The sequence below is a fragment of the Cupriavidus taiwanensis genome (assembly GCF_900249755.1).
GTDB classification, from domain to species: Bacteria; Pseudomonadota; Gammaproteobacteria; order Burkholderiales; family Burkholderiaceae; genus Cupriavidus; species Cupriavidus taiwanensis_D.
Genome location: NZ_LT976854.1, coordinates 180,017 through 202,862, shown reverse-complemented (window position 1 = coordinate 202,862; position 22,846 = coordinate 180,017). Strand labels below are relative to the sequence as shown.

Below are 22,846 nucleotides of genomic sequence, written 5' to 3'. Positions count from 1 at the left end.
CCTTGCCGAACGCTACGCCGCCACGGCAAACCCGTATAGCGCGGCGGCGTTCCGCCATCGCAGCGCAGCGGACCACGCCGCACCAGGCGACTCGCGCTCGCCGGGCAGCCCCTGCCACGCGGCAAGCTCGCGGCATTCGTCCAGCCTGACCGGCGCCTCGTGATTGGTCCATGGCCAGTCGCTGCCCCACAGCAGGCGGTCATCGCCGACGATTTCGCGCCAGCGTTGCGCCAGCATCGGCCAGTGTTGCGGCGCTGCCAGCCGGTACGGCGCGCTGATCTTGACCCACACCTGGCGGCGCGCGCGCACTTCTCTCGCTGCATCGAAGACCGGATCCGAGATTCCCGCGGTGCCGGGCCGGCCGAAGTGGTCGAGCACGACCGGCACGCCGGCATCAGCAAGGGCCGCGTCAAGCCGCGCCAGCACCATGCCGCCGTCCCCGTTGTGGGTATGGAGTTCGACGTGCCAGCCCAGCGCGGCGATCCTGCGGAACAGCGCGCGCCACGGCGCGGTGGCAATGCGCTGCCAGCCAGGATCGCCGTACAGGTTCAGGCGGATGCCGCGCACGCCGGCGGCCTGCAGCGCCGACAACTGCGGATCCGTCACGGTGGGGTCGACCACCGCCACGCCGCGCAGGCGCCCGGGCATGGTCCGCAGCGCGGCCAGCAGCGCCGTATTGTCGGTGCCGAGAAAGCTGGCTTGCACCACCACGCCATACAGGTCGCGCAGGTCGCCCAACTCTCCCTGCTCTCCCAGGTTGCCGATCGCCGCGTGCCAGTCTTGCAGCCCGGCGGCATAGGACGGGCGGTAGCGCGCCGAAGACGCGGCCACGCCGGTATCGAAGACGTGGAAGTGGGTATCCACCAGCGGCAATGCGCGCCTGCTCATCATCAGCCCTCCATGGGGCGGGTATATCCGGATATGGCGTCCGAACCCGCGTCAGTATTCTAGTCCTCTAGAGGACATCAGCATCGACATCAATTTAGCACGGCTTCGGCATGCCAGACAACGCACCGCTCCAGACCACCACCGCCGCCGCGGGCCTGAGCCGCTACGGCCAGATTGCCGCGGAACTGCAGGCCAGGATCGTTTCCGGCGCCTGGACGCCAGGCAGTGCCATCCCGGCCGAAGGGGCGCTGGCCAGGGAGTTCGGCATTGCGCTGGGCACCATCCGCCAGGCCATCGCCGTGCTGGTCCAGCAGGGCTTGCTCGAGCGCGTGCAGGGCAAGGGCACCTTTGTGCGCACGGGACTGAGCGGCGCCAGCCTGTTGCGGTTTTTCCGCTTCGGCAGCGCCGATGGCGCGCCCGTGGCGCCGCGCTCTGAAATCCTGTCGTGCCGCGCGGTGCGGCTGGACAAGGCCATGGCTGCGCGCTTCGGGCTGCCGAGCGGCGCGCGCGGGCTGGCGATCTCGCGCCGCCGCTGGCTGGAACAGACGCCGCGGCTGCTGGAATCGATCTGGCTGCCGCTGCCGCGCTGCGAAGGCCTGCAGCAGCTGCCGCCCGCGCAGTGGGGCGACCTGCTCTACCCGCTGCTGGGCAGCGCCTGCGGCATCACGGTCCAGCGCGCCGTCGACGAGGTGACCTTCCGCACGCTGGCGCCTGACGAGGCCGCGTTGCTGGCGTTGCCCGATGCGCATCCGTGCGCGGTCGTTACCCGCCACGCCTTTGACCTGGCCGGCCACTGCATCGAATACCGGCTGACGCGCGGCGACGCCTTTGCCTTTCGCTATACCGCGGACGTCCGCTGACGTCCGCGCACGTCCGCCAGCGACTGACCCAGGGAGACAGACCCATGCACGCACGCCATGCGCTCACCGCCACGGTCGCGGCCATGATCGCCACCACCACGCTGGCGCAGGCCGCAGACAATGCCGCAACCTGGCCGGCACGCCCCATCACCATCGTGGTGACGTACCCGCCGGGCGGCGGCGCGGACCTGATGGCGCGGTTGATCGCGCCGGGCCTCGGGCGCGAGCTGGGGCAGACCGTGGTGGTCGAGAACCGGCCCGGCGCCGGCGGGCAGATCGGCGCGGCCTATGTCGCCAAGGCGGCGCCGGACGGCTACACCGTGATGGTCGATGCCTCGTCCTATGCCGTGAATCCCAGCCTCTATCCGCGCCTGCCCTACGATCCGGACAAGGCCTTCCGGCCGGTCGGCGTGCTGGCGCGTTACCCCAATGTGCTGGTGGCGACAGCAGGCTTTGCCGCGGGCAAGGTCGGCGACGTCGTGGCCATGGCCAGGCAGAAGCCGGGCGCCATCGCCTTTGCCTCGTCGGGCAATGGCTCGGCGCAGCATCTGGCCGGCGCGCTGTTCGAGCAGCGCGCGGGCGTCGACCTGCTGCACGTGCCCTACAAGGGCGGCGGCCCGGCCATGACCGATGTCATCGCCGGCCAGGTGCCGCTGTTCTTTGCCAACGTGGCCTCGAGCCTGCAGCACATCCAGGCCGGCAAGCTCAAGCCGCTGGCGGTGACCAGCCGCGCGCGCACCCCGGCGCTGCCAGCCGTGCCGACCATGCAGGAAGCCGGCGTGGCCAGCTACGAGGTGTATGAATGGAACGCGGCCTTTATCCCCGCCGCGACCCCGGACGCGATCGCGGCCAGGCTCTCCACCGCGCTGCAGAAGGTCATGGCCAGCGCCGAGATCCGGCAACGCGTGGCCGAGCTCGGCGGCGAGGTGGTGGCGGCGCCTCCGGCCGAGGCGCGGCAGTTCATCGACGCACAGGCGCGGCTATGGGCCAGGGTCATCCGCGACGGCAACATCAGGCCCGAATAACACCACCCGTATTCGCCCGGCCATCCCGCGGCCCACTAACGCAAACCCAGGAGACAAGCATGACCGCAGCCAATCCCTTTCGCCGCCAACTGCTCAAGGCCAGCGCCGCGTTGGGCGCGTGCGCGCTGGCACCTACGCTTGCTCGCGCGCAGGCCTGGCCGGCCAAGCCGATCCGGCTGGTGGTGCCGTTCGCGCCGGGCGGCAGCTCGGAGATCGTCGCGCGCTCGACCGCGGCGGAGCTGACCAAGCTGCTCGGCGTGTCGGTGTTCGTGGAGAACAAGCCAGGCGCCGCCGGCAATATCGCCATGGGCGAAGTCGCGCGCGCGGATGACAACCACACGCTGATCCTCGGCCATATCGGCACGCTGGCGGTCAATCCCTTCATCTTCCCCAAGCTGCCGTACGACCCGGTCAAGGACTTCCGCGCGATCTCGCTGCTGTCCAAGGTGCCGAGCCTGTATGTGGTCCATCCCGACCTGCCTGCGAAGAACCTGAAGGAATTCGTCGCGCTCGCCAAGAGCAAGCCCGGCAAGCTCAACTATGGTTCGGCCGGCAACGGCAGTGCCGGCCACCTGGCCTTCGAATACCTGAAGGCCGCCACCGGCACCTTCATCACCCACGTGCCGTACCGCGGCAGCGGCCCGCAGATCACCGACCTGCTGTCCGGCCGGCTGGATGCCGCCGCGGTTGGTGCGCCGGCCATCCTGCAGTTCATCAAGGCGGGCAAGGTGCGCTGCATCGCCACCGGCACCACCCAGCGCATTGCGCAGCTGCCTGACGTGCCGACGGTGGCGGAGCAGGGCTATCCCGGCTTCGAGATGACGCAGTGGTACGGCCTGCTGGCGCCGGCATCGCTGCCCCAGGCGGCCGCCGACAAGCTCGCGGATGCCACCATGAAGGCCGTGAAGAGCCAGACTTCGGTCGAGCGCCTGAGCGCTGACGCGGCCATCGTGGTGGGCGGCACGCCGGCGGAATTCTCGCGCTTCATCGCGCAAGAACAGCAGCGCTGGAAGCCGATCATTGCGCGGGCCAGCATCAAGCCGGACTGATCGCATCGGGCCGCGCCGCCGCGCGGCTCACGGCTTCTCCTGCCACACCGCAATGCTGCCCGGCTTGCCGGCACCGCCATCCAGCCCGATTTCCACGCGGGTCAGGTCTTCGCCAACCAGCAGCTCGCCGGCGTAGGTCTTGCGCACGCGCTCGATGATCTGCCCGACCGTGGCATCGCCGTTCAGGCCGATGTGGCTGAACACGGCCAGTTTGGGCGCCGCGGCCTGGAACACCCGGGCGGCATCCTCGGGCGAAGACAGGTGGTCGTAGATGGCGCGGTACGCCGGGTTGGAAGCCAGCAGCGCGTCCGGGATCAGCGTGACGCAATGCACCAGCACGTCCGCGTTCCTGGCCTGCGCCACCACGGCGGGGCTGAAGCGGGTATCGCCCGACAGCACCACCACGCGGCCGCGATAGTCGATGCGGTAGCCATACGAGGGGCGGATATTGTCGCCGTGGTCGTTCTCGAACGCCGTCACGCGCACGCCGTCCTTCTCGTAGACGACGCCGGGCGCCACGTCATGCGCAGCGATGGTGATGCCGGCGAGCGCGCTGCCCTCGTCCTTGTGCCGGATCGCGATGTCGGCGGCAAAGGCCTGGCGCAGGCCGTCTGCCAGCGCGCGCGTGCCCGCCGGGCCGTACAGCGCCATGGGCTGGTCGCGGCGGCCGTAGGGCGGGCGCAGCCAGCCGGTCAGCCACAGGTCGGGCAGGCCCACCAGGTGATCGGAATGGAAGTGGGTGAGGAAATGCGCATCGATGCTGCCCAGCGGAATCCGCAACTGCCACAGGCGCACCGATACGTTGCGGCCGAAATCAAAGACCAGCTTCTGGCCACCGGCTTCCACCAGCGTGCTGTAGCCGGCGCGGGTGGGCGACGGCACCGGCGTGCCGGTGCCAAGCAGCGTCACGCGGAAATGGTCGGCGCGGTCGGCGCTGGTTGCGCCGCCGGGGTTGGCGGTGGGGGCCGGCGCGGCGGCCGCGAGCGCCGCGGCGCAGGTCAGCACGATGCCGGTCAGCATCGACAGCAAGCGGGATGGTTTCATCGTTCTACCTCTTGGAAAAATGCTGCAACGGCTCAGAAGATCTGCTTGATGCCCAGCATGACGCCGGCCTGGTTGCCGCCCGGCGCGGCATTGCCGCCCGGGCTGCCGCCGCTGACCGACAGCGCCGACTGGCCGCGATTGTCGATATAGCCGGCGGTGGCATAGACGGAAGTCCGCTTCGAGAACGCATAGGTGCCGCGGATCGCGCCGAGCCAGGCGCCGTTGGCGCTGTGCCGGTAGTTCAGGTAATAGATTTCGCCGGCAAGGTTGAACGCCGGCGTGATGTCATGGGACACCCCCGCGAACCACAGGTCGCTGCGCGGGGTGGCGCTCGCCTGGTTGTTGCGCGACAGCAGGCCCAGGCCCAGCTTGGTCCGCTGCAGCAGCAGGTAGCCGCCCAGCGAGAAGCGGTCGTCTTTCAGGCTGCTGCGGGTCAGGCCGGCAAAGGCGCCGGGGCCGCCGCGCAGCGAATCGTAGGCCGCGCTCACGCCCCACCAGTCGGTCTCGTACATCAGCATGGCGGACCATTCGCGGCAGGCGCGCGCGTCCGCCGGGTTCTCGCCGGCGCAGTTGGTGCCGGCCGGTCCGGGGCCGGCATTGACGGCATCGCGGCCCAGGCTGTACGTCGCGCCGACAGTGACGCCGCCGAACTTGCCCTTGTACGACACCGCGTTGTCGGCGCGCGTGTTGGGGATATAGCTGTCGATCGAGCCCACGCCATAGACGTTGGAGGTCAGGATGTCGGTATCCAGCCTGGCCCAGAACAGCATGGTGTACTGGCGCCCCAGCCCGACCTGCCCCCACGGACCGCTCAGCCCGACGAAGGCCTGCCGCCCGAACAGGCGCGCGCCCTGGTTCGACACCCCGGAATCCGGCGCAAACCCCGATTCCAGCACGAACACCCCCTTCAACCCGTTGCCGAGATCCTCAGTGCCGCGCAAGCCCCAGCGCGACGGCACGGTCGCCGCCAGCGAGGGCTGTCGCACCACGGTATTGCCGGCCGCGCCGACGTGGTTCAGGAATTCCACGCCTGTATCGATGACGCCGTAGAGCGTCACGGACTGCGCTGCCGCCGCCAGCGGCATGGCCGCGAGGATTGCGGCCGTCACCAGGGTCGCAATGATGCGGAATTTCATGTTGTCTCCTCCTCGATTTGCCCGATCGTCGTATGTTCATATTTGAACATCTGTTTCTTTATTGAACCGACTGGCGCGAATCATAGCGCTGCGGGCAAGGCAGGCCGAGTGGGGAAACTACCGATCGAGGCGGACACGGCAACTCAGGTGCGCTGCCGCGAAGGGACGCGCGATACGGGGGTCGACGGCAAGCGGCGCTGCGCGCAAGCCGATCCCGCTACACGCACCATTTACAAATGGCCCGACGTTCGTGCGCCCCGGCATCGCGCCGCAACGGTGGCCCGGAACCTGCAAGGGCTTGCTGCCCCGATTCACCATTCAGGAGCCAGCCATGAGCATCTTCAAGGACATCCTCAACAAGCTGCTGGGGAAGGACAAGCCCGCCGCCACCACCTCTGCGACGACCACTGCGTCCACCCCACCGCCCGCTGCCTCGCCGACTTCCGCAGGCGCGCCGGCCGGCACTGCGCCAGCGTCCGGCACCGGCGCGGCGCCCGCTGGCAACGTCCAGGGCACGACGGGCACGCCGGCCGGGGCGCAAGCGGCGCCGCTGTCGGGCGTCGATATCGAGGCCATCATGGACCGGAAGGTGACGGAGAGCGGGCAGACGCTGAACTGGCGCACGTCCATCGTCGATACGATGAAGGCGCTGGGCATCGACAGCAGCCTGGAGCACCGCAAGGAACTCGCGCGCGAACTCCACTACGACGGCGACATGAACGACTCCGCGGCGATGAACGTCTGGCTGCACAAGCGCCTGATGCAGGAACTGGCGGCCAACGGCGGCAAGCTGCCGAAGGAATTGTCCTGAGGGAAATGCGTAAAAGACTGGTGCGGTGAAAGGCCGCGCCGCGCCGGCGGCGCGGCGTCTCAGCCGGCGATGCCGGCCCAGCGCAGGTGCCGGGCCCAGTCGCCTTCGCTGATCACGCCGGACACGCCCTGGCGCTGGCCGTCGGCGCGGTAGAAGTAAGTGCGCGGCATCTCGCCCATCCAGTCCGGGTCGACCGCATAGCGCAGCCGTTCCTGCGGCTCGTGCCCGAACACCCATGCATGGTTCGTCAGCTTCACGCGATCGAGCACCTGTTGCACCTGCGGCAAGGCTTCGGCGCTGTCCGTCGCCAGCGTAACGACGCGCAACCCGGGATGCTTCGCACGCAGCTTGCCGAGCGCGTCGAAGTTGCGCTTGCAATAGACGCAATCCAGCGACCACACCACCAGCACGAAGGGCTTGCCGCGCTGGCTGGCGGCAATGCGCGACGCGTTGGCGGAATCGAACACGGCCACCCGGTCGGCAGCATTGGCGGTGCCGACCATCAGCGCGCAGGTGGCGGCGGCAGCAACGGCGGCAGCGAGCAGTTGGCGGCGCGATCGCATCATGCGCCCTCCTCGCCCAGCGCGAAGACCTGGAAGCCTTCTGCCTCCGTGCGCCACAGCACGTAGGCGCGGCCGGCGTGCTGCAGCAGGTGCGGCTGGTCGGAGTCGCGCCCGGTACCGGCCAGCTTGCGCGTCTGCCAGGTCTTGCCGCCGTCTTTCGACAGCATCGCCGACAAACGCGTCTGCTGGCCGTCGAACGATTTCCACACCACCGCGATGTCGTTGTCGTTCAGCGCGACGATATCGGCATGCTGCGCGCGCGCATCATCGAGCGGGCGTTGCGCCTGCAGCTTGCCATCACGCCAGCGCCCCACCGACACCGTCGGCTTGCCGGCGCGCACGCTGAACCACACCATGTGCACCGTGCCGTCGGGCGCCACCGAAGCGCCGGGGCCGTGGTGCGGGCAGGCGTCGATGCGCCAGTCGTCGAAGGTGGCGCGCTGCATCGGCGTGGCCTTGCCGTCCGCACCCAGCAGCGCCAGCGCATGGTCGCGCGCGTCGGGCGGGAACACATGGCGCCACAGCGCCAGCATCTTGCCGTCCGGCGTGGGCGTCAGCGCGATGCGGCAGCATTCGCACGACTGGTCGGCGATCTTGTAGTCGCCCCGGAAGGTCTTGCCGTGATCGGCCGACACGGCGTAGTAGATCGCGGCGCCGGCATACGGCTGCCGGCGCGCCTCCGCGGCGGCCACGTCGCGCTTGTCGATCCAGCTGACGAAGACGCGTCCGGCCGGGTCCACCGCGAGGGCGTCGAAGCGGTGCGCGATCTGGTCGCGGTTGGCATGCACCGTCAGCGGCTCGGCAAAGGTCTGGCCGCCGTCGGTGGAGCGTGCAAAGCGGATAAAGCCGGTCCACGGCTTGGGCAACGGCTGGGTCCAGGTGATGTAGATCTCGCCATCGCGCCCCGTGGCCACCTTGGGCCGGCTTTCGTGATCGGCGGCGACCGGCTCCGGCGTGGCATTGACATGCCGCGCTTCGCTAAAGCTGCGACCGTAGTCCCTCGACGAACGCACCGCGACATGCGGGCCGTCCTTGTAGGCGATCCACAGCTTGCCGTCGCGGTCGAAGGCGGCGCCGGTACCCAGTTCGCTCGTTTTCGCCTTGGCCTGGCCAGCCTGGCCACCGTGGCCGCTGTGATCGCCGTGCGTTTGCGCGCTCGCGGCCAGTGCGGCACAGGCCATCACCAGCCCGGCTACGAGCGGGCGGAAACCGTGGCGAACGCCTTGGATGGTGGGGATCAGCGTGTTCACGTGCTCAGAAGGAAAGTTTCGCCTCGGCATAGAACGTCCGCCCCGGATACGGGTGGTAGACGTAATAGCGCTGGTCGGTGAGGTTGTCGATGCCAAGCCCGAGCCGCACATTGCGCGCGGGCTTGTAGGTCACCTTGACGTCGAAGGTCAGGAAGCTGCTGGTGCCGCCAAAGGTGTCGGGGTTGGTGTCCGAATTGTCGAGCGTATTGTACTGTCGGCCCGAATAGGTCATCGCCAGCGTGCCCGCCCATGCCGGCGTGAAGCGATACGTCCCCACCACGTTGGCGCGCCACTTCGGGATGCGGTAGAAATACTTGCCCACCGAAGCCGGGTTGTTGGCGTTCTCCAGCGTCTTCGAATGGTTGTAGGCGCCGCTGGCCGACAGGTCGAAGCCGCTCACCAGCACGTCGCGCCCGTCATAGGCCAGCTCGATGCCGCGCGTGCGCACCCGGTCGACGTTCTGGAAGCTGGTGACGGTGGGGAATACCGTGGTGTTGGTCTGGCTGACCAGCGCATCGCGGATATCGTCCTCGTACAGCGATACCCGGAAGCTCGATGCCTCCACCGTGCGCTCGAAGGTCAGGTCCTTCGAGAACGATCGTTCCGGCCGCAGGTTGGGGTCGTTGTTGATCAGCGCGGTGCCGGTGATGCGGCCCTGGAACAGCTCGCTGACGGTCGGGTAGCGATACGCCTGGCCCAGCGACAGCCGGCCCAGCCAGTCCTGCCCGAAGGCCTTCTCCAGCGCCAGCTTGGGCGACCAGTTGGATTCGCTCCTCACCGGATAGCCGATATCCACGCCGGGCTGGCTGCGGCTGCCGTCATAGGCGCGCCAGTGCTCGTAGCGCACGCCGGGGATCAGCTTCCAGTCCTCGGCGAAGTACCAGGCGTCCTGCGCATAGAGCGCCTGGGTCTCGGTCTTGCCGCTAAAGGCGTTGTTGAACGCGGTGATGGTGGCCGCGCGCCAGTCCGAGGTGTTGTAGGTGGTGTTGCTCAGCCGGTAGTTGTCATAGTGGTAGCCGAAGGTGACCCAGTGCCCGCCCTGCAGCTGCTGCGGGCGGTAGTCGGCCTTCAGGTCGAGCGTGCGCCAGCCGGTGCCGTCGCCATATGTCACCGTGCCCGGTCCGTTGCCGACGGTGCTGGCGCTGCGGCTTACATCCTTGCTGACATCGAACAGCGACGCCACCCCGGAAAAATTCCAGCCGCTCTGGTTGCGCGTGCGCAGCGACAGCCCGTAGAGCCAGCGCGCGTCCTCGCCATTGCCCGGCGCGAACGCGTTGGCGGGAATCACGTACTGGTTGCCGCCGATATTCACCGGGCCGCCCGACACCACGTTGCCGCTGGCATCGCGCAGGTAGCTGCCGGTGGCGTTGGAGCGGTCCTGCTGCCAGTATGCGGCGGTGAACTGCGCCTGCAGCGTGCTGGTGATGTCGTAGCCCAGCTTGAGCTTGAGCTGGTCCTGCACCGTGTGCGTGACGCCCTCGCTGTTCACGCCCATCACCACGCGGTCGCGCCCGCTCTGGTCCTGGTCGAAATACGCGCCCGAGACCGGCGTGTCCGCCGCGCCAGCGGGCCGCGTCGAGCGCGACGCGGTATAGAAGCTCAGCGGCTGGCTCTTGCTGTCCTGCCGGTCCACGCTGACCAGCCACGAGAACGCGCCGGCGCGGTCGCCCACATAGGCGTTGGCATGCACCCCGTTGAAGTTGTCGTGGGTGCCATACAGGCCGAAGCGCTGCGTGAACATCTGCACGCTGGCATCGCCTTCGAACTTCTCCGGCGTGCGCGTGGTGATCAGCACCGTCGCACCCAGAGAATTGCCGGGATACAGCGCCGAATACGGGCCGTACAGCACGTCCATGCGCTCGATCTCGGCGGCATTGACCAGCGACCAGCGCGGCGGGAAGCTGAAGTCCGAGCCCAGCAGGTTGGACAGCAGCAGGCCGTCGGCATAGACCAGCCCGCGCGCCGACTGGCGCGAACTGGTGCTGCGCACCGAGATGATCGAGTTCATATCGCCGATAAAGCGCTTGCGCACGGCGAGGTTGGGCGCGTACTTGAGCGCGTCTTCGGTATTGACCACATTGAAGTCGGCCATGCGCGTGCTGGTGATGCCATAGGCCGGCGCCGGGGTGTTGGGCGGGATCGCCGGCGTCTCGCCGCGCTCGGGGCGGGCCGATACCACCACCTCCTGCAGCGGCGCGGGCGCCTCCACCGCCTGCGCGGCGGCCACGGCGGGGCCCATCAGCGCTGCCGAAACGGCCAGCGCAATGCGATTTTTCTTCACTGGAAACCTTGTTGTCGTCTTTTTGTGGCTCGCCTTGCCTGTGCAGCAGCAGGCGCCCTCCCTGGGAGCGAGCGCTGACATTTTATGGGGCCTGGCGCAGCCAGCCGATGCGACATAGCGACGCGGCCAGCCGACCTATTCGCCGACCCTATTCGCGTTAACCCGCATATCCAACGCCGGTCCTTGTCACTACATTGCCCCGACTGGCGTCAAGCCAGCGTGATGCAGGGAGAGACTGTCGCGGCGCCCGCCGCCGGACAGCGCCGAAGGAGCAACCGCCCCGGAAACTCTCAGGCAAAAGGACCGGCATCACCCGTCAGTGCACTCTGAAGAATGCCGGACGCTATCGTCCGCCGGCATACCGAAGGAGCAAGCGCGCCCCGCCCTCGCGGCCGGGTGTCGTGAATCTCTCAGGTCCAGAACAGAGGGGGCGTCCGCCACGCATAGTGCGCGCGGGCTCCCACCCCGGACGTTCCTGGAACCTGCAGATCATGAAATCAATCGCTGTCATCGGCGGTGGCATCACGGGTGTCACCACGGCCTACGCGCTGGCGCGGCGCGGATTCTCCGTCACGCTGTTCGAACGGCACCGCTATGCCGCCATGGAGACCTCGTTCGCCAACGGCGGCCAGTTGTCGGCCTCCAACGCCGAGGTCTGGACCCACTGGTCGACCATCGTCAAGGGCATGAAGTGGATGCTGCGCAACGACGCCCCGCTGCTGGTCAATCCCCGGCCGGGCTGGCACAAGCTGTCGTGGTTCGCCGAATTCATCGCCGCGATCCCCCACTACCGCCGCAACACCATCGAGACCGCGCGCCTGGCCATCGCGGCGCGCGAGCACCTGTTTGCCTGGGCCGCGCAGGAAGGCATTGATTTCGACCTGAAGAAAAAGGGCATTCTCCATATCTACCGCGACAAGGCCGGCTTCGAGCATGCCGGCCGGGTCTCCGCGCTGCTGGCGCAGGGCGGGCTGGAGCGGCGCGCCGTAACGCCCGGGGAGATGCGAGCGATCGAGCCGACGCTGGCGGGCACTTACTACGGCGGTTACTTTACCGAGAGCGATTCCACCGGCGACATCCACAAGTTCACCAGCGGCCTGGCGGCAGCCATCGATCGGCTTGGCGTGCGCTGCCTGTACGGCCAGGACGTTCGGGCAGTGAAGACCGACGGCAGGCGCGCCACCGTCACCGTGCAGGACGGCGCCGACACGGCCACCTCCACCTTCGACGGCGCCGTGATCTGCGCCGGCACCGCCAGCCGCGCGCTCGCCGCCGGGCTGGGCGACCGCGTCAACATCTATCCGGTCAAGGGCTATTCGATCACGGTCAACCTGACCGACGCAGCCAGCCGCGCCGCCGCACCGGTGGTCAGCCTGCTAGACGACGAAACCAAGCTGGTCACCAGCCGCCTGGGCGACGACCGCTTCCGCGTGGCCGGCACCGCCGAATTCAACGGCACCAACCGTGACATCCGCGCCGACCGCATCCGCCCGCTGGTGGAATGGGTGCAGCAATGCTTCCCTGGTGTCAGCACGCGCAGCGTGGTGCCATGGGCCGGGCTGCGGCCGATGATGCCCGATATGCTGCCGCGCGTGGGGCGCGGGCGGGCGGCCTGCATCTTCTACAACACCGGGCACGGGCATTTGGGGTGGACCTTGTCGGCGGTGACGGCGGACATGGTGGCGGGGGTTGTGGACCAGGCAATGGGGAGTGTGCCGGCGATCGTGCCGGGCGCGGTTTTGGCGCCGGTGCGCGCCTGAGGCTGCGGAGGTAAGAGGCTTAGCACGCAAACGCATTTTCAAGAGTCAGCGATTTCTGAATCCGTTGTTCGGACTCAAACTTCGCGCGCCCCTGGAAATGCGACAGTTCTCATCGATTCCCCGGTAGCTACAGGAAATACTGGTGGCGTCATCGGAACCACCGATGATCGGGTGTGGAAAGCCCGGATGTGTACGGTGGACAGGTGCTGCGCTTGTAGCGGGCAACGCCTGTGTGTTCGCACGAACCAAGCCGGCTCCCTGGCGGGCCGGGCGAGGCAGCCGCAAGGCTGACCGGTTCCCCACCGTCGACCGGTCTTTCCACCCTCGCCGTCTGGCCCGCCGCCCTCATGTGGAAATGAGTGGCGCGCTTTTACTAGTGGGGAATCTATGGCAATGATCGATGAAATCACCAACGAATGTCTTCAGCAGGTTCGCGCCGGAATTGAAGGGGTCCTCGTACTGCTGGACCATGAAAGCGAACGCTCGGAGGGCTGCTTTAGTGCGCTTTGCCTGCTTGGTATGGTGAAGACGCAGCTTGATGGGCTGATGGTGGAGCGGGAGCGGCTGCAATAGCGGCTGGGGGGTGTGATGGCGGGTCTGTGCTGTCACACCTTGTATTGAGGAATTCAGTACCGATAAGAGTGTAGTGGGGCCATAAGCAACTGCTTTCTGAGAACGATGGAAAACTTCAACATCCCACAGGCGTACCATACTCGAGAACAGGCCCTGGTCAAGCATTCGCTGCTCCAATCCTATCTCGAGAAGCTGATGTTGATCATGGGGGCTGCATCACAGAGCCGTTCGGGAGTGGAACTGTGTTACGTGGACTGCTTCGCGGGCCCCTGGCAAGACGAGTCTGAAGCAATGGAGTCCACCTCGATTGCGATCTCGCTGCGTACACTGGCAGCCTGCCGGCTGAAGCTTGAGAAGCACGGGTATCGTGTAAAAATGCGGGCCTTGTATATCGAACAAGATGCAAGTGCTTACGCAAGGCTCGAACGATATCTGAACAAAAGTACTCCCCGCACCATCAAGTCTTCCTGCTTAAAGGGAGACTTTGTGCAGTTGAGAGCCGATATCCTTCGATGGGTCGGTAATGGCCCGTTCTGTTTTTTCTTCGTCGACCCAAAGGGCTGGACAGAGGTTGGGGTTTCCACGTTGGAACCCCTTTTGCGCCGACCCAAGTCAGAGTTCCTGATCAACCTCATGTACGACTTCGTGAATCGGACGATGTCGATCGGCGATCGAAAGGCCGACATGGCAGAGCTGCTAGGTGAGCCGCTTGACCTGGAAGGGTTGAGTCCGAAGGAGCGGGAGAGCCGAATCGTTCAGACTTACCGTCGCAATCTCAAGTTGCGTCTTCCGTCTTCGAATCCCCGCTTTCCGCCGCGTGCCGCTCATGTACAGGTGCTGGACCCGCAGAAGAACAGGACCAAGTATCACTTGGTCTACCTCACTTCGCACCCTAGGGGTGTTATTGAGTTCAAGTTGATTTCGGAGCCAGTCGAAAAGCTGCAACAGATGGTGCGCGCCAGGAATAAGGCCTCAAGGAAGCAGGAAATCACGGGAACGGGCGATCTGTTTGGGGCGGAGAGCTTTTTTAATTCTGATGCCGGGCATGCCGGTGCAGCCGAGGTTGATCGCTTTTGGCACACCTATCTTAAGAAGGGTCCAAAGACGATCGACACTCATGCATTTGCGACAATTCTTGAAGACACGGACTGGTTTGAAAGTGACCTGGACGAATCGCTCATGCGTCTGATCAAAGCAGGCAAAGTCACGAATCTCTCCGCAGACGCGACGCGGCGCACGAGGCATCCACTTCACTACGCTGGACAAGGAGAGACACTGAAGTGGACCGGACCGGATTGAATATCAGGCGGCGAGCCAACGATGTCGGGCTCGCCGCCGACGCACAGCGTGTTGGCTTACCTGAATGAAGTCTTGGGAAACTGATCCCAGTGCCGCCCGAGAAGCACCCGCCCAGTTTTCCCTTTTCCCACCGCAGCCACAGGCACTTCGGAGTGATCCTGCCGGAAAACTCTTATTGGCGTATTTTTTCGCAATACCTCTGAGACGTATTCCAACGGGGCCCAGTGACCCCACTGTTTAAAGTGGAAAGGTACTTTTGCTGCGAAACACTGACGCTGAATATCTGCGGGCCACTGAGGGTCCATCGGTCTTGAGCGAGCGCCGGATTCCCCTCCAGCTATGACCCAGTCGACGCGGTTGCCCAGTTGGTTTGGGCGCAGAAACTCTGACAGGTCAATAGCAGAGAGTAACGGCTCGCAGGAAAGGAAGCGCACTGACGGCGATGAGAACTGGAGCAGGTGCTTGATCCTCTTGTTTGCGGAGGCTTGGTTCTCTACGGTCGCTCCAAGCCAGACATTCCGAGGAAACTCATAGCCTTTAGGAAGCTGCTTGCGCACCAGATGAATACGCTTGGTCAGGAGCAGCCAGTCAAGATTGGGGGTTTCTGCAATCAGATCTAGCAACCGGAGGCGTGGCTCCTTGAGGTCGTCCCGATTCTCAAAAACGTCTGCCATGGACGCGCAAAACACTCGCCGGCGTACCCCATCTTTTGCGGCGTCGCGATTCCAACGCAACGGGTCCTTCCAGTGAGACTCACTGAAGAACCGCCTTGGAGTTTCGGGACCCCAAAGTCCTTCTCCCAGCCGCTTTGCCCAGGTCTCTGCATAGCAGTTATCGCAGGCCGGCGACACCTTGACGCAACCCCACCAGGGATTGAACGTGTGATGTGTCCATTCGATGCGCGAATCTTTGCCCATTGCTGATGACATGCTCAGGTTAGCGCGACATTCTATCGGCACCGGACAAGGTTACAGTTGGAGCGGATGGAAAGCTCGCAGAACGTATCGTCGACTTCGTAGCGTTTCCGCCAGCCTGCTCTGCGAACGGCGCGTCGGGTGCCTTGCGCGGAAGACGTAGTTTACGTTGAAAAACGAGCACTGTATATGCATACAGTGCTACAGATTGCGCCGAGACGCGAGCGAGGCCGATTCCGCTGGCAAGAGGCACCCTCACCCCTCGTTCAGCCGGTATCAGTCCGATACGAACCTCCCCCTACTCCGCCGTTGCCCCCGAAGCCTTCACCGCCTTTCCCCACTGTTCACGCTCGCTGCGCATGAAGGCATCGAAGGCCGCCGGGCCCAGCACGCCCGGCCGGCCGCCCAGTTGCTGCAGCCGCTGGCCGAATTCCTTGCGCGCCAGGATGGTGGCCACCGCCTGGTGGACCGCGTCGATCACCGCCTGCGGCGTGCCGGCGCGCGCCACCAGCCCGAACCATCCCGTCACCACGAAGTCGTCCACCCCCGCCTGCGCCATGGTCGGCACCTGCGGCAGCGCTGCGACGCGCTCGGCGCCGGTCACGGCCAGGGCCCTGACGGTACCCGCGCGCAACTGGCCCTCCGCCGACGGCAGGTTGTCGAACATGAATGCCACCTCGCCGGACATCACCGCCGCCAGGCCCAGATTGGCTCCCTTGTACGGCACGTGCAGGGCCTCGATGCCGGTGCGCAGCTTGAACAGCTCGCCCGACAGATGCGTGGTCTGGCCGATGCCGGATGAGCTGAAGGCCAGCCCTCCCGGGCGTGCGGTGGCCAGCCGCTTCAGGTCCGCGACGCTGCGCGCTGGCGAGTCGGCCTTGACCACCAGCACGTTGGAAAACACCAGCACGTCGGCAATGCCTGCCATGTCGGCGGGCGTATACGGCAGCTTCGGGTACAGGCTGTAGTTGATGGCGTTGACACCGGTGTTGCCCATCATCAGCGTGTAGCCGTCCGCCGGCGCGCGCAGCAGCGCCTGTGCGCCGACGATGCCCCCGCCGCCGGGCCGGTTCTCGACCAGTACCGGCTGCCCCCAGCCGGCGGCCAGTTCCTTGGCCAGCAGCCGCGCGGTGATGTCGCCGCTGCCGCCGGGCGGCCCGGGCACGATCAGGGTGACCGGGCGCTCGGGGTAGCCGGCGGCGTGCGCCACCACACTGCCCGCCAGCGCCAGCAAGGCGACGGCCATCACGCGCAGCCAGCCAGGGCGGGCCGTGCTTCCTTCACGGTTTGCATCCATTGCGATCTCCTCTGGCGGTGTCGCCGCGTGTCACTGCCGCACCAGCGGGCAGCCCGATTGCGCCAGCGGCTTGAAGGCCTTGTCGCCGGGAATGGTGGCGATCAGCTTGTAGTAGTCCCACGGGTATTTCGATTCGGAGGGGCGCTTTACCTCGAACAGGTACATGTCGTGCACCATCAGCCCGTCGTCGCGGATGCGGCCGTTCTTCGTGTAAAAGTCCACCACCGGCAGTTCGCGCATCTTGCGCATCACCGCGGCGGCATCGGTCGAACCGGCGGCTTTCACTGCCTTCAGGTAGTGCTGCACGGACGAATAGACCGCGGCCTGGCTCATGTTGGGCATGGCCCTGACCTTGTCGAAATAGCGCCGCGAAAAAGCCCTGGTCTCGGCGTTCATGTCCCAGTAGAACGCTTCGGACAGGACCATGCCCTGCGCGGTCTGCAGGCCGATCGCATGGACATCGTTGATATACATCAGCAGGCTGGCGAGCTGCTGCCTGCCGCCGGCGCGCACGCCGAACTCGCGCGCCGACTTGATCACGTTGACAAGGTCGCCGCCAAAGCTGGCCAGACCGATCACGCCAGCATCGCTGCCTTGCGCGCGCACCACCGCGGACGAGAAATCGGAGGCGCCCAAGGGATGGCGCACCTCGCCGGCGACGCTGCCGCCTTCCTGCGCCAGCGCGGTCCGTGCCGCGTTGACGATGTCATGGCCGCCGGCGTAGTCGGCGGTGATGAAGTACCAGCGCTTGCCGCCATTCCTGGCCACCGTGCGCGCGACCGAGTTGGCCAGCGCATAGGAATCGTAGGCATAGTGCACCGAGGTCGCCGAGCACAGGTCGCCGGTCAGCCGGTCAGATGCCGGGCCGCTGAGCACCAGCACCTTGCCCTTCTCGCGGGCGACGTTGAGCACCGCCAGCGCGGTGGATGAGCCCGTCACGTCATGGATGGCGTCGACCTTGCGGACGTCGAACCATTCCCGCGCCTTGCTGGCGGCGATGTCGGCGCGGCCCTGATGATCCGCCACCAGCAGTTCCACGTTGCGCCCGAGCACCTTGCCGCCAAAGTCGGCAATGGCAAGCTGCGCCGCCGTGGCGGAGCCCTTGCCGGAAATGTCCGCATAGACCCCGCTCATGTCCAGGATCAGGCCGATCTTGACGGTCTCGGCGGCGCGCGCCGGTTGCGCCGCCAGCACCAGCGCGGACCAGGCCGCGATGCGGGCGCACGCCGCCAACCACTTTGCGGCCAGGCGCCGCGCGCGTGCCAGGCTCTGCCATTGACGTTGCATAGCTGTCTCCTCGCCGTACGATGCGGCGTTGTCGAAGGTTGCGATGAGGGGAATGTTCTTGCGGTGCCGGCGTCGCTAGCCGCCCACCAGTCCGGTGTCGCGGATCATGGCGGTCCAGCGCTCGCGCTCTGCCTTCAGGAAGCTGGCATAGCCGGCGATGGTGCCGCCGGTTGGCGTGACGCCCAGCGCGACCATGCGCTCGCGCATCGCGGGTGCGCCGGTCGCTGCGGCTGCCGCCGCATGCAGGCGCTCGACCACCGGGACCGGTGTGCCCGCGGGCACGAACAGGCCATTCCAGATCGGCACGGCGTAGCCGGGAAAGCCCAGCTCCGCCACGGTCGGCACCTCCGGCATGCTGGCCGTGCGCTCGGCGCTGATGGTGGCCAGCACGCGCGCGCGGCCGTCCTGCACCAGCGGACGGGTGAACGGCACAGTCATCACGGCGACGTCGATGCGGCCTTCCAGCAGGTCGGCCAGCGCCGGGCTCTCGCCCTTGTAGGGCACGTGCACCATCGATACGCCGGCGCGCTTGCTCAGGTATTCGAGCGCGACATGGAGCGGACCAAGCATGCCGGTCGACATATAGGACACCGCCCGCGGCCGCTTGCGCGCCGCCGCGAGCAGGTCGTCGAGCGAGCGGTAGGGGCTGCCCGCCGCCACCGTCAGCACATAGTCGACATTGCAGAGGTAGGCGGCCGGCATCAGGTCCCGCACCGGGTCATACGGCAACGACGGCTGCGTATAGGCCAGCACGATATTGGTGCCCACGCCCCCGAGCAGGACGGAGTAGCCGTCGGCCGGACTCTTGGCCACGGCCGTAGCACCGATTGCGCCCGCCGCGCCGACGCGGTTTTCCACCACCACCGGCTGCGCCAGCGAGGCTTCCATGGCGCGGCCGAGCAGCCGGCCAAGCGTGTCGGTCGCGCCGCCGGGCGCGAACGGCACCACCAGCCGCACCGGGCGGACCGGATAGGCGCCGGCGCTAGCGGCCCGCGCCGACGCGGCGTGCCAGCCGAGCGGTGCCAGCAGCCCTGCCGACAGCCCGCGCAGCACGCTGCGCCGGCGCGCCGACATGCCGCTCTCCCGCCTGCGCTGCGGGTCGCCGGCGGCGCCCGCGTCGTCATCGCCACCTGCCGTGGCACGGTCTTGAACCTGTCCTTCTGCGTCCAGCACCTTCATGTCGTGTCTCCTCTCGTTGCGTGGCCCGCGCGCGGTTCGAATGCCGGCGTCGGAAAATCCCCTGCGCCTGGCCGGCTCAGAGCCGGACCGCGCTGACCGTAAGACCGCCGTCGATATGCAGCGTCTGTCCTGTCATGAACCCCGAGCGCGCATCCAGCAGAAAGGCGATCGCATGCGCGATCTCTTCCGGCGCGCCCACGCGCTGCAGCGGCACCGCCGCCATCAGCGCGCGCGTCTTGGGGTCATCCGGCGGACTGGCCGTGCGGAACAGTTCGGTGGCGATCGGCCCCGGCGCGATCACGTTGACGGTGATGCCGGATGCCGCCAGTTCCAGCGCCCAGGTCCGGCTCATGCCGATCACCGCGGCCTTGCTGGCGCTGTACGCCGTGCGATTCACCTTGCCCAGCGCCGCGCGCGACGACAGGTTGACGATGCGCCCGCTGCCCTGCGCGCGCATGCCCGGCAGCAGCACCTGCGCGCACACCAGCGCCGCATTGACGTTGATGCGCATCGCGTCGTCCATGTCCGCCAGCGAAGCGTCATCCACCGACGTGGTCGGTGCCATCGCCGCGTTGTTGACGAGCGCGTAGAACGGCCCCTGCGCCGCCAGCGCCGACACCAGCGCCCGCGTCTGCGCCAGGTCGTTCAGGTCGCAGCAATGGAAGGCCGGATCGTCGGCGAGATCCGCCGGCCGTGTCCGTGCCAGGCCGATGGCGTCATAGCCGTCCTCGCGCAGGCGCGCCAGCGTGGCGCGCCCGATGCCCTTGCTCGCGCCGGTGACCAGCACGCGTTGTCTTGTCGACATCGATACTCCCTTGTATTGAAAATTCCGGTGCGGTGCTAGCGCTGTGCGCCCAGCACCCTGCGTCCGATGATCAGCTTCTGGATTTCGGAAGCCCCTTCGTAGATGCGCATCGGGCGCACGTCGCGGAACAGCTGTTCGATCACGCAGCCCTGCGTGATCCCGAGCGCCCCGAACAACTGCACGGCGCTGTCCACCACGCGGAACGCGGCCTCGGTGCCGCCCAGCTTGGCCATCGCGGCCTCGCGGGTGATGGTGGCCTGGCGCACGTCGCGCAGCCACGCGGCGCGGTAGACCAGCAGCGCGGCGGCCTCCATGTCCAGCGCCATGTCGGCCACGCGCATGCGCACCGTGTCCATCTCGGCCATGGGCTTGCCGAACAGCGAGCGGCTGCCCATGCGCGCCACGGTCTCGTCCAGCGCGCGGCGCGCAATGCCGACCGCGGCGGCGCCGACCGACGAGCGGAAGATGTCCAGCACCGACATCGCCACCCTGAAGCCGTCGCCGGGCGCGCCCAGCAGGTGTGCCGCCGGGACTTCGCAATGGCGCAGGTGCAGCGTCGCCAGCGGGTGCGGCGCCACAATCTCCAGGCTGGTATCGATCACCAGGCCCGGGGTGCCGGCCTCGACCAGGAACGCCGACAGCCCCCTGGCGCCGGGCGCCTGTTCCGAGCGCGCCACGACCACGTAGTAATCGGCAATGCCACCGTTGGAGATATAAGTCTTGGCACCGTCCAGCACATAGACGTCGCCGCGCCGGGTAGCAGTGGTCGCGGTGGCGGCCACATCCGAGCCGCCCTCGGGCTCGGTCAGCGCGAACGCCGCGATCTGCCGGCCCAGCCGGCAGTCGTCGAGATAGCGCTCACGCAGCGCGGCGCTGCCATGCAGCCACAGCGGCGCGGCGCCGATGCCCTGCATCGAGAACACGAAGTCCGCCAGCGCCGAGCCGTACGACAAGGCCTCACGCACCATGCACGCCGAGCGCAGGTCCAGGCCGGGGCTGGCATCGCCCTGCTGCGTCGGCACCGCGTAGCGCAGCAGTCCGGCCTGGCCCAGTTCCGCCGCCAGGCGGCGGCATTGGTCCGGCAGCGGCAGCGTCTCCAGTTCGGGCGCGAGCGCGGCCTGGCGCTGCTGCCAGTGATCGAGCTCGCGGGCCAGCTCGGCATGGCGGGCGTCGAAAAAGGGAAGATCCCAGGGGCTCCATTTCAGCATCGTGCAGTCTCCTCGGCCGCCAGCATCTGCCGGGCCATCGCGCGCAGTTCGTTCTTGCGGACCTTTTCGCCGTTCGGGCTCGGGGTTACCGGAAAGGCTTCGAGCCGGAACACGCGCAGCGGCACCTTGAACACCGCCAGTTGCGCCTTGCACGCGGCCAGCACCTCGGCTTCGGCATGGATATCGCCGCTGCCGCCGACAACAAAGGCAACCGGCCGCGCGCTGCCGTGGGCCTCGACCGCGACCACCTGGCACGCGGCCGCGCCACTGGCGGCCAGCACCACCTCTTCGATCTCGAGCGGGTTGACCAGGTAGCCGCCGATGCGCAGCACATCCCCGATGCGCGACAGGTGCGTGAAGCCGCCGTCGTCGTTCAGCATGGCCAGATCGCCGGTACGCAGATAGCCGTCATCGGTAAAGGCGGCGGCGGTGGCCGCGGCGTCATCGAGATAGCCGAGCATGACGTCGGGCGTAAGCAGTTCGAGTTCGCCCGGTTCGCCGGGCGGCAGGCATACGCCGGTCTCCAGCGATCGCACCCGCACGCGCGCGGCCGGCGCCAGCGGCACGCCGCCCGATTGCTCGCGCCGCGCCAGCGGGGCTTGTGCCGGCTGGCTGGCGAACAGGGCCAGGGTCTCGCTCAGGCCATAGCACCCCCGCATGGCAATGCCGCGCTGCTGCGCGCGCTGGGGCAATTCGGTCAGCCCGGGGGTGAAATTGGCATGCCCGTACATGCGCAGCGCCTGCGGTTGCCAGCCCGGCCCGCCGGCGTCCAGCAGCTTGTCGAGCATGTCGTTGGTGCCAAACATATGCGTGATCCCGTCCGCCACCAGCAGGCGCGCGGTCTCGGCCGGCTCGAAGTTCTCGACCAGCGTCAGCGGCGCCTGTGCGGCCAGCGCGGTCATGGCGACGGTGTAGCCAAAGGCGCCGCAAAGCGGAATCGCCAGCAGCAGCTTCGCGCCGCTGCCTTGCATGGCCAGGGCCGCCGCCACATCGGCAGCATGCCGTGCCACCCGGCCTTGTCCGTGGACGATCAGCTTGGGCTGGCTGGTGGTGCCGGACGAGGACAGGATGATGCAGGCGTCGCCTGGCTCGCCCAAGGCAGCAGCATCCGGCGCTGTCCCGGCCAGGACATCGAGGCCGGCACACGCCAGCGTTGGCCAGGGGTGCGCGCTCGCGCCGCCGCTGGCCGATGGCGCGTGCGCCGGCGCCTGCGGCCATGGCACCGCCAGTTCAAGCGTGGCCAGGCTGTGCGGGTCCACGGCGGCCATCAGCGCGTCATAGTCCTTGCCCCGGTAGGCCGGCATGTAGACCAGCGCCTTGCAGCGGGCACGCCGGATAAAGTCGCCGGTTTCCTTTGCGCCGTAGCGCATGTTCAGGCTCATCACGCCAGCGCCGATGCGGGCGCAGGCAAAGGCGACGCCGAGCCAGTCCGGCACGTTCGGCAGCCACAGGCCGACCACGTCGCCGCGGCCGATGCCATGCCGGTGCAGGCCGCCGGCAATGCGCAACGCGCGCTCGCGCAGCGCACCGTACGTGACGGCGCGGCCCTCGAAGCGCAGTGCTACCGCATCGGCCGGCGCGGCGTCGAGCAGGTCGAACAGGGTACGTTCCGACATC

The 22,846-nt window shown here is 67.4% G+C and carries 20 protein-coding genes and 2 riboswitches; of the genes, 7 read left to right on the top strand and 13 right to left on the bottom strand.

Annotation, left to right across the window (positions count from 1 at the left end; all coding sequences use genetic code 11):
• Nucleotides 1–12 precede the first annotated feature (12 nt).
• Nucleotides 13–891: an amidohydrolase family protein gene (locus tag CBM2594_RS16780; protein ID WP_232346648.1), complete on the bottom strand. Its 879-nt coding sequence runs from the start codon at nt 889–891 to the stop codon at nt 13–15.
• 107 nt (nt 892–998) lie between these two features.
• Here CBM2594_RS16780 and CBM2594_RS16775 point away from each other — a divergent pair, with 107 nt between their 5' ends.
• Genes CBM2594_RS16775 through CBM2594_RS16765 form a run of 3 tightly spaced genes read left to right on the top strand, consistent with a single transcriptional unit; the run spans nt 999 to nt 3,822 of the window.
• On the top strand, nt 999–1,748 hold the full coding sequence (locus tag CBM2594_RS16775; RefSeq protein ID WP_116357966.1) for a GntR family transcriptional regulator: 750 nt from the start codon (nt 999–1,001) through the stop codon (nt 1,746–1,748).
• Between the two features lie 44 nt (nt 1,749–1,792).
• Complete coding sequence (locus CBM2594_RS16770; RefSeq protein WP_116357965.1) at nt 1,793–2,773, top strand: tripartite tricarboxylate transporter substrate binding protein; 981 nt, start codon at nt 1,793–1,795, stop codon at nt 2,771–2,773.
• Nucleotides 2,774–2,832: 59 nt separating this feature from the next.
• A complete protein-coding gene (locus CBM2594_RS16765) occupies nt 2,833–3,822 on the top strand; it encodes a Bug family tripartite tricarboxylate transporter substrate binding protein (protein WP_116357964.1) in 990 nt (329 codons plus the stop codon).
• Between the two features lie 27 nt (nt 3,823–3,849).
• Here CBM2594_RS16765 and CBM2594_RS16760 read toward each other — a convergent pair whose 3' ends face one another.
• Both CBM2594_RS16760 and CBM2594_RS16755 read right to left on the bottom strand, forming a co-directional pair.
• Nucleotides 3,850–4,866, bottom strand: coding sequence for an MBL fold metallo-hydrolase (locus CBM2594_RS16760; RefSeq protein ID WP_232346647.1), 1,017 nt, complete (start codon nt 4,864–4,866; stop codon nt 3,850–3,852).
• A gap of 32 nt (nt 4,867–4,898) precedes the next feature.
• A complete protein-coding gene (locus tag CBM2594_RS16755; protein WP_116357962.1) occupies nt 4,899–6,002 on the bottom strand; it encodes a porin in 1,104 nt (367 codons plus the stop codon).
• Nucleotides 6,003–6,333: 331 nt separating this feature from the next.
• Between CBM2594_RS16755 and CBM2594_RS16750 the strand changes: the two genes are divergently transcribed.
• The gene (locus tag CBM2594_RS16750; protein ID WP_116357961.1) at nt 6,334–6,813 is read left to right on the top strand and encodes a DUF3597 domain-containing protein; all 480 of its coding nucleotides are present in this window, start codon (nt 6,334–6,336) and stop codon (nt 6,811–6,813) included.
• Between the two features lie 59 nt (nt 6,814–6,872).
• Here the strand turns inward: CBM2594_RS16750 and CBM2594_RS16745 are convergent, their stop codons facing one another.
• From CBM2594_RS16745 to CBM2594_RS16735, 3 genes are read right to left on the bottom strand one after another with little or no spacing between them, the layout of a single operon-like run.
• Nucleotides 6,873–7,379, bottom strand: coding sequence for a TlpA family protein disulfide reductase (locus CBM2594_RS16745; RefSeq protein WP_116357960.1), 507 nt, complete (start codon nt 7,377–7,379; stop codon nt 6,873–6,875).
• The gene (locus CBM2594_RS16740) at nt 7,376–8,605 is read right to left on the bottom strand and encodes a sialidase family protein (protein WP_116359650.1); all 1,230 of its coding nucleotides are present in this window, start codon (nt 8,603–8,605) and stop codon (nt 7,376–7,378) included. The genes CBM2594_RS16745 and CBM2594_RS16740 overlap by 4 nt, the downstream gene beginning before the upstream one ends.
• Before the next feature lie 25 nt (nt 8,606–8,630).
• Entirely contained in the window at nt 8,631–10,907 is a 2,277-nt protein-coding gene (locus CBM2594_RS16735) for a TonB-dependent receptor (protein ID WP_116357959.1), read from the bottom strand.
• A gap of 216 nt (nt 10,908–11,123) precedes the next feature.
• A riboswitch (glycine riboswitch) is annotated at nt 11,124–11,223 on the top strand.
• Nucleotides 11,224–11,342, top strand: a riboswitch (glycine riboswitch).
• An 11-nt stretch (nt 11,343–11,353) separates the two neighbouring features.
• On the opposite strand from CBM2594_RS16735, the gene CBM2594_RS16730 reads away from it, so the two are divergent.
• The 3 genes from CBM2594_RS16730 (at nt 11,354) to tcmP (ending at nt 14,539) form a co-directional block, all read left to right on the top strand.
• Complete coding sequence (locus tag CBM2594_RS16730; protein WP_373457594.1) at nt 11,354–12,667, top strand: D-amino acid dehydrogenase; 1,314 nt, start codon at nt 11,354–11,356, stop codon at nt 12,665–12,667.
• Nucleotides 12,668–13,054: 387 nt separating this feature from the next.
• Nucleotides 13,055–13,240, top strand: coding sequence for a DUF1484 family protein (locus CBM2594_RS16725; RefSeq protein ID WP_116357957.1), 186 nt, complete (start codon nt 13,055–13,057; stop codon nt 13,238–13,240).
• A 105-nt stretch (nt 13,241–13,345) separates the two neighbouring features.
• The gene (gene tcmP / locus CBM2594_RS16720; RefSeq protein WP_116357956.1) at nt 13,346–14,539 is read left to right on the top strand and encodes a three-Cys-motif partner protein TcmP; all 1,194 of its coding nucleotides are present in this window, start codon (nt 13,346–13,348) and stop codon (nt 14,537–14,539) included.
• A 56-nt stretch (nt 14,540–14,595) separates the two neighbouring features.
• Here the strand turns inward: tcmP and CBM2594_RS16715 are convergent, their stop codons facing one another.
• The 7 genes from CBM2594_RS16715 to CBM2594_RS16685 all read right to left on the bottom strand — a co-directional run bounded on the left by CBM2594_RS16715 (nt 14,596) and on the right by CBM2594_RS16685 (nt 22,845).
• Nucleotides 14,596–15,456: a DUF5131 family protein gene (locus CBM2594_RS16715; RefSeq protein WP_116357955.1), complete on the bottom strand. Its 861-nt coding sequence runs from the start codon at nt 15,454–15,456 to the stop codon at nt 14,596–14,598.
• Between the two features lie 295 nt (nt 15,457–15,751).
• Entirely contained in the window at nt 15,752–16,750 is a 999-nt protein-coding gene (locus CBM2594_RS16710) for a Bug family tripartite tricarboxylate transporter substrate binding protein (RefSeq protein WP_198048161.1), read from the bottom strand.
• A gap of 30 nt (nt 16,751–16,780) precedes the next feature.
• Nucleotides 16,781–18,037 (bottom strand): ABC transporter substrate-binding protein, encoded by a 1,257-nt coding sequence (locus CBM2594_RS16705; RefSeq protein WP_116357954.1) that lies wholly within the window; start codon nt 18,035–18,037, stop codon nt 16,781–16,783.
• Nucleotides 18,038–18,112: 75 nt separating this feature from the next.
• The gene (locus tag CBM2594_RS16700; protein ID WP_116357953.1) at nt 18,113–19,216 is read right to left on the bottom strand and encodes a Bug family tripartite tricarboxylate transporter substrate binding protein; all 1,104 of its coding nucleotides are present in this window, start codon (nt 19,214–19,216) and stop codon (nt 18,113–18,115) included.
• A 76-nt stretch (nt 19,217–19,292) separates the two neighbouring features.
• Nucleotides 19,293–20,021 carry an SDR family oxidoreductase gene (locus CBM2594_RS16695; RefSeq protein WP_116357952.1) on the bottom strand — a complete coding sequence of 243 codons (729 nt, stop codon included), beginning with the start codon at nt 20,019–20,021 and terminating at the stop codon, nt 19,293–19,295.
• Nucleotides 20,022–20,056: 35 nt separating this feature from the next.
• On the bottom strand, nt 20,057–21,229 hold the full coding sequence (locus CBM2594_RS16690; RefSeq protein WP_116357951.1) for an acyl-CoA dehydrogenase family protein: 1,173 nt from the start codon (nt 21,227–21,229) through the stop codon (nt 20,057–20,059).
• Entirely contained in the window at nt 21,223–22,845 is a 1,623-nt protein-coding gene (locus CBM2594_RS16685) for an AMP-binding protein (RefSeq protein ID WP_232346645.1), read from the bottom strand. Before CBM2594_RS16685 ends, CBM2594_RS16690 begins: the two co-directional genes overlap by 7 nt.
• Nucleotide 22,846 lies beyond the last annotated feature (1 nt).